The 6,264-nt window shown below is 24.8% G+C and carries 6 protein-coding genes; all 6 read left to right on the top strand.

Features of this window, described 5'->3' with window-relative positions; translation table 11 throughout:
- The first annotated feature begins 63 nt into the window (after positions 1–63).
- Positions 64–882 carry a toxin-antitoxin system YwqK family antitoxin gene (locus tag ACO409_RS05605; protein ID WP_146995872.1) on the top strand — a complete coding sequence of 273 codons (819 nt, stop codon included), beginning with the start codon at positions 64–66 and terminating at the stop codon, positions 880–882.
- Positions 883–897: 15 nt separating this feature from the next.
- On the top strand, positions 898–1,869 hold the full coding sequence (locus tag ACO409_RS05600) for a toxin-antitoxin system YwqK family antitoxin (protein WP_178938317.1): 972 nt from the start codon (positions 898–900) through the stop codon (positions 1,867–1,869).
- Positions 1,870–1,894: 25 nt separating this feature from the next.
- Positions 1,895–3,661 (top strand): hypothetical protein, encoded by a 1,767-nt coding sequence (locus ACO409_RS05595; protein ID WP_178938316.1) that lies wholly within the window; start codon positions 1,895–1,897, stop codon positions 3,659–3,661.
- 130 nt (positions 3,662–3,791) lie between these two features.
- Positions 3,792–5,072 (top strand): hypothetical protein, encoded by a 1,281-nt coding sequence (locus ACO409_RS05590; protein WP_485555617.1) that lies wholly within the window; start codon positions 3,792–3,794, stop codon positions 5,070–5,072.
- On the top strand, positions 5,062–5,778 hold the full coding sequence (locus ACO409_RS05585) for a hypothetical protein (protein WP_314392036.1): 717 nt from the start codon (positions 5,062–5,064) through the stop codon (positions 5,776–5,778). The genes ACO409_RS05590 and ACO409_RS05585 overlap by 11 nt, the downstream gene beginning before the upstream one ends.
- A 14-nt stretch (positions 5,779–5,792) precedes the next feature.
- The coding region (locus ACO409_RS05580; protein WP_485555615.1) for a hypothetical protein at positions 5,793–6,264 on the top strand (472 nt) is incomplete at its 3' end.

Below are 6,264 nucleotides of genomic sequence, written 5' to 3'. Positions count from 1 at the left end.
TTTTTAAGAATAGAGTGGCGGATTTATGGGATAGTGCTGAGGAGATTATTGGAGGATTAAAAAATGAAGATGGAACTAATTAAAAGAATTGTTATATTATTTTTGTTTTTCAATTCCTTTATAATGTCAAAAACTTTACTAGAAGTACAAGATATAAATAAATTAAGCAATTATAATGAAATAAAAAAAAGAAATACGAATCAAATATATGAAGATAGTAGTGAAGTCAAAAGAAGAAATGATGGATTATTATATTTAAAAAATGAAAATCAACCATTTACAGGAGTACAGATTTATCGAAAAGATGGGATTAATATCTATGCACTTTATTTTTATAAAAATGGTAGAGTAAATGGAGAAAGTTATGTATATTATAAAAGTGGAAGATTACAAAAAAGATTATTTTTTTATGACGATATTAAAACTAATTTGATAGGATACTATGAAAATGGAATAAAATCTGCTGAAGTAGAACTTTTAAAAGATCCTAATGTAAGAAATCAAAACATTTTTGATGGAAAATCTTTGTTATATGATAAAAAAGGAAATTTATTTGCAGAAATGCAGTTTAAAAATGACAGTACAGTTGGACAGAAACAGAAATTTTATGAAAATAACCGATTAAAATATGAGTTTATTGCTGGTGGAGAGTGGAATGAACCAGCAAAACCCTCACAATATTATATTGAATATTATGACAACAGCGATAAGGTTGCAATGCACTGTGAGGAGAAACCAAATGGAAGCTGGACTTGTAAGGAATACAAGAAGGATGGGACATTCAAAAGAGAGAAGGAGTATCCGACAGTTATTTATAAGCAGAGAGGAACGAAGGACTGGATTAACTATTTGTTGCCTGTGTTGAAGGTTTTTGGGCTGTAGTGAAAGGATAGAGAAATGAAAAAATTAATAATGGTAATTTTATTAGGAATTTCTTCTGTTTTAAATGCAATAAAATTATCGGAAATAAATGGTTTGAAAAGATTAAATATGTATGATCAAATAAAAAATTTTGAAACTGATAGAATAATATCTAAAGAAGAAAGTAAAAAAGTTAATGGCATAATATATGCTAAAGGAGAAGATTCGCCTTTTAATGGCGTAATTGTAACCGGAGATAAAAAAGGAAATATTATTGACTTATCTATTATAAAAAATGGAAAACTTGATTTTCTTAGTTTTAAATTTTATGAAAATGGCAAGGTGAGGTTAATTTTAGGAGTTAAAAATGGTATACTGGAAGGTTGGACTCAAGAGTATTACGAAAGTGGCGAGGGAAAATCTCAAAAATTTTATAAAAATGGGAAATTAAGAAATATTACTGAATGGTATGATAAAAGCAGCTTTAAAAGAACACTTGAAATAGGAGAAAATATGGAAGCAGATTTATATTTCTATTATCCAAATGGGCCTGAAGAAATCCATATAGAAGCTATTGCTGTAGATAAAGAAAATGGAGTAGGTTATAAATATAAAACTGTAAAATTGAATGATGAACTTGGAAGGAAATTAAAAGTAAAAATTGAGTATCCTGAAGACAGTAAAGACAATGGATTAGTTAATGGATTGAATTATTTTTATGATAAAAACGGAAAATTAAAATATGAGATAGCCTTTAAAGATGCTAATCCAGAAAATTTTAAAATAAAAAATATTATAGTTTACGGAGATTATGAAGCCAGTAAAATTCAATGTGAACAAAATTTAAAAACTGGTGTTGGATGGATTTGTAAGAAAGAAAATAGTCTTTTTGAAACAAATGATGTAAAAGAAGTACTGTCTAATGATGAAATAAAGGAAATAAAAGAAATATTAAAATATGCTATAAATAAAATAAATATTAAAGAAGATGAAAATATAAAATTATAAAAAATAAAATAAGGAAGGTGAAAAAATGACAATTTCTCCAATAGAAATAAACCAAAGAATAAGTAAAAGTATTGATAAAAATCAAACTGAATTACTTGGAAATTTACAAATTTATTTGATAAGTACAAGTGGAAATGATAATCAAGATGAAACTTCTAAAACTAAAAATAGTAATGTAAATATAAAAAAAGTTACTAGTACTGTTAGAGCAAATGAAAAAACATATTTATTATTAAAAAGTATAGAGTTAGAAATAACAAATAGTATGTTAGATCATTCAAAATTAACTATGAGTTTTACTAATCTAAAAAGTGATAGATATACAGAAGATATAGTAAAAAAAATGTTAGAACTATCGCCAAATTTAACTCGAAATAGAGTGTATATAGGCATTAATACTGTAGATGGGAAAACATTATTTTATGGAGTTGTAAATAGTTTTCAGAAAGATGAAAGCATAAGAAAATATAAATTAGAAGCATTTTCAATTTCAAAATTGATAGACAGATTTCCCCAATATATTGATTTTAAAACAGGATATTCAATAGAATTTTTCTTAAAAAAATTTCAAAGTAAAGTAAAAAAGTATTTATTAAATGAAGCTGATAATATAAAAGAAAAATCAGAATTTTCAACAATTTCTTTTGATATAAAAAATGAAAGATTTCCATTTTTGAATATAAAAAAATATAATCCTATTCTTATGTTAAATACAACATATTGGGAATTTTTAAAAAAAATTATGTATTTTGAAAGTTTTAAAATACCAGTTTATGTAAAAGGGAAAAGTATTGTAATTGGATTTTCTAAAAAATCAGAAGAAGAAGAAAATATTATAGAGAAAATTAAATTAAATTTTGAAACAAAGAACCAAATTAGAGAAATTAGGGAAATTGGAGATTACTATGCTGGATATTGTATTTATAAAAGTAAAATAGTGATAAAAGATACAACTGGAACAGAATATTATTATGCAAGTGCAACTTTAGATGAAATAGTAAATGAATTAAAAGTAACACAACAGGAAGTTGATGCAATACAATTAGTTGGAAAAGTTGAAAGTGTTGAAAATATGGAAAAGGTTGATGAAATTATTGAAGAAAAAAAACAGTTTCTAATTAATTTTGATAAGGAATTAGAAAAAAGGAAATTAGAGTTGAAACAAGAAGAACATGATTTATTATCAAAAGAACAGAACATAAATATAAGTTCTTCAAAGGTTCCTCAAAAAGAAATAGAAGAAAAGAGAAAACAATTAAGTAAAAGATTAGAAAATATAGAAAAAATGATTGAAACAAATAAAAAAACTATTGAATCAAAAGTTGAAAAAACTAAATATATTGGTGTAAGAGTTAATTTTGATGATTTTTTAAAAAATTTGGGGGTTAAATTTACTAATAAGGAGTACAGGCAAGATATAGAGGGTGCAGAAAATGGTGTTTATACAGCTGAAATGGCAGGAGAAAAATCTTCAAAAACAGTAGAAGTTAATGATACTGACAAAGTAAATGAAACAGTTAAAGTTGAAAATGAATATTTTTATGGATTTGAAATATTATCTAATAGTGGATATTCCAAAGGAAATTCTCTTACGATAAAACCACAAATTGGTGAGGAAGTAGTAGTTAATATTACAAAAACTTTATCATATGTAAATGGGACTTTAGAAAATGCTAATAAAGATAATATAATGAATGAAATAATTAAATTTAATGCTACTAAGATGAATATTCAGATGGATGAAGAGATGGAAGCAAAAGCAGCAAATATAGTATATGAAATAGAAGAATAGAGGAATTTTATGTTTATGAAAAACAAAGTGGTCAAAAATTCAATGGTTTAAATTTAAAATATAAATTTTGATATTAGGAGAGGAGTATATAGTATTTAATAAATTATTATTAATATTTATATAAAAAAATATGAAAGATACAACAGAGATTATAAAACGTCAAATCTTGGAATTTGAAAGTGAAGCTTTGCAAAAATTTTTCAAGGAAAATATTTTAGAAAGTTTTGAAGAAATTGAAAAGTATTTAGAACAAAGAATAAATATAATTGAAAAAAAAGTGGAAGAAACATTGAATACAGAAAAAAAGAAACTTGATATATGTATGACTGTAATGAGCGAAGAAGAATATAGATTAAATGATGGAGTTTTTTCTCCTGTAGATATGGTTGACTTTTCAGATAAAACTAAAAAAGGAATAAATATAAGAAATATCATTACAAAAAAAAATATGGTTGTGCAAACTGTATATATGGAACTTTCTGATGAAGAAATTAAAAATTTAGAAAATAGAAAATTTAACAGTTATATTGAAAAAAATGGTGAAAAATTTCCTGTCAAAATAAGAATTGAAAAAAATAAAAAATATAATGAAAAAATTCAAGAATTATATTATCTTTTTCAAAAAAATGGAAGAGAATGGAAAACTATAAATTCGTTTTATAATGATAATTTTTATGATATTATTTTAGATGAATTTGAAAAAGAATATATTGATTTGCAAGATATTCAAAATTTTGAATATGATTTGGAAGAAATGGAAATTAAGGCAAAAAAGAATGTATTTTTAGTTTGGAATATTAATAGAATAAGTGTTCAGTCCGAAGATTTTGTTCAACCTGATGAAGAAAGAATAGTTTATAAATATAGACTGGATTATAATCAAAATAGAAATATTTTAATAAATTCAAGTAACAATAAACCATTTTTTTTAGTATATAGAGATGAAGCAGAAAATATAAATGTTTTATCGAATGAAAAACAGGATCTAATATGGGAAGTATGGGAATTTATGGATTTTTCAAATATAAAATACGAAAAAGAATTGGATTTTAAAATTTATTCAAATGCACAAATTAATGAAAGAATAGTAAATTTAAATAATAAAATACGGACAAAAGTGGAATTAAACAGATTCTTAAATTCTTACAGAATATTTGAAGGCTTAAAAGTAGATAAAATTTATCCTGAAATATTTAATGGAACCAAGTATTTAAAATTGAAAAAGTTGAATGAGTTTATAAAATTTGATTTTGATTTGGACGAGAGATTAAAGCAGGGAGTAACTCTGAAAATAAAAAATAATAATATTCCCAAAGAAGAGTTTGTAAAACTAATGTCATTTTTTGTAAGCGAACTAGAATATTCTTATCCACAATATAATTTTAAAGTAGTTGATGAATATGTTGAATAAAAAAGAAAATTATAAATATATATGGAGCATATTGCAAGACTATTTTGAAGATGATGAAAAAAGGAAACAGATAAACTTTTTTGTTCCAGAAAGCAGGATAGGGGCATATTTTGAAGTTAATAATGATGTTATTTCAAACAATAAAACTGTGGATAATAAAGTTCCTGTTAATCCATATTTGAGATTTGAAGGGTTAATTATTGAAAAATCAGAAAATGATAAAAACAGGGAAATAATATTAAAAGAAAGTTTGAATAATTTATATTTTCATCTATTTGGAAATGTAGATTTGATGGAAGGGCTGAATGCTTATGATATTATCTTAAACTTTATTATAAATGATGTTCAAAATGGTAAATTTGGTGAAGAAGTTCAAAATTATTTTAAATATTTGAATAAAAAGGAAAAAAGGATTATAGCTAAATATATAAAAAAATATTATGAGGAGGATAGCAGTTTTAATATTTTTTTGCGAGCATTTAAGGAAATATTTAGCGATTCTATTGTTTATAGGGATAAAACTAAATTAAGAAATTTTCTTTTATATATAAATTCAGAAAAAACAAAAAATAATCGAATGAAAGTAAAAGTATTATCAAGTTTCTTTATTCCTTTTGAATACAAAGTTAGAGTAATGTGGAAATATCACGTAGGAGTAATTGGAGTAGAAGAAACATTGCAAATAGAGGAAATGCTAATAATATAAGGAGGAAAAATCATATGAAAGCATTAGTATTCTTTAGTCCAGTGAGCGACAGGATGAATTCAAAAAAGTTTATGGAAGCACTGGAAAAATTTAAGGACGATCCTTTTGGTGAAACAATGAAGCAATTAAAGAAGGAGCTGAAGTCAAATCAGCGGGTGGCACGTAGCAAGATACTGCTGCTGCCAGTATACATAACAAAAATAGAATTTTTAAAAGGAAGTAGTGAAATTACGTCAATAATGCTGAAAGATAAGGAAAATGCAAGCTGGAGGGAAAATAGGTTTGCATATTTTCAGTTTAGGGAAGGGGAGTATATAAAAGTAACGGGAGATATAGTTTCACTGGATTTGGATAAGAAAACAGGGGAGGAAGGTGTAGCAGAAGAGATAACCAAATATGCTGAAATGGGATCAAGTGAGAAAAAGAGATTCAGACAGAAAATAGGGAAAAAAGCAATACAGTATTTATCAAATCTAGCTTCCATCA

Source organism: Leptotrichia sp. (genome assembly GCF_057270615.1).
The sequence above is the reverse complement of the archived record's forward strand: the minus strand, read 5'-3'. Positions and strand labels throughout refer to the sequence as shown.

What these genes read in the sequence shown, in the direction of transcription:
- ACO409_RS05600 (WP_178938317.1), top strand. Translation starts at nt 898, where the DNA reads ATGAAAAAATTAATAATGGTAATTTTATTAGGAATTTCTTCTGTTTTA.
- ACO409_RS05585 (WP_314392036.1), top strand. Translation starts at nt 5,062, where the DNA reads ATGTTGAATAAAAAAGAAAATTATAAATATATATGGAGCATATTGCAA.
- ACO409_RS05595 (WP_178938316.1), top strand. Translation starts at nt 1,895, where the DNA reads ATGACAATTTCTCCAATAGAAATAAACCAAAGAATAAGTAAAAGTATT.
- ACO409_RS05590 (WP_485555617.1), top strand. Translation starts at nt 3,792, where the DNA reads ATGAAAGATACAACAGAGATTATAAAACGTCAAATCTTGGAATTTGAA.
- ACO409_RS05605 (WP_146995872.1), top strand. Translation starts at nt 64, where the DNA reads ATGAAGATGGAACTAATTAAAAGAATTGTTATATTATTTTTGTTTTTC.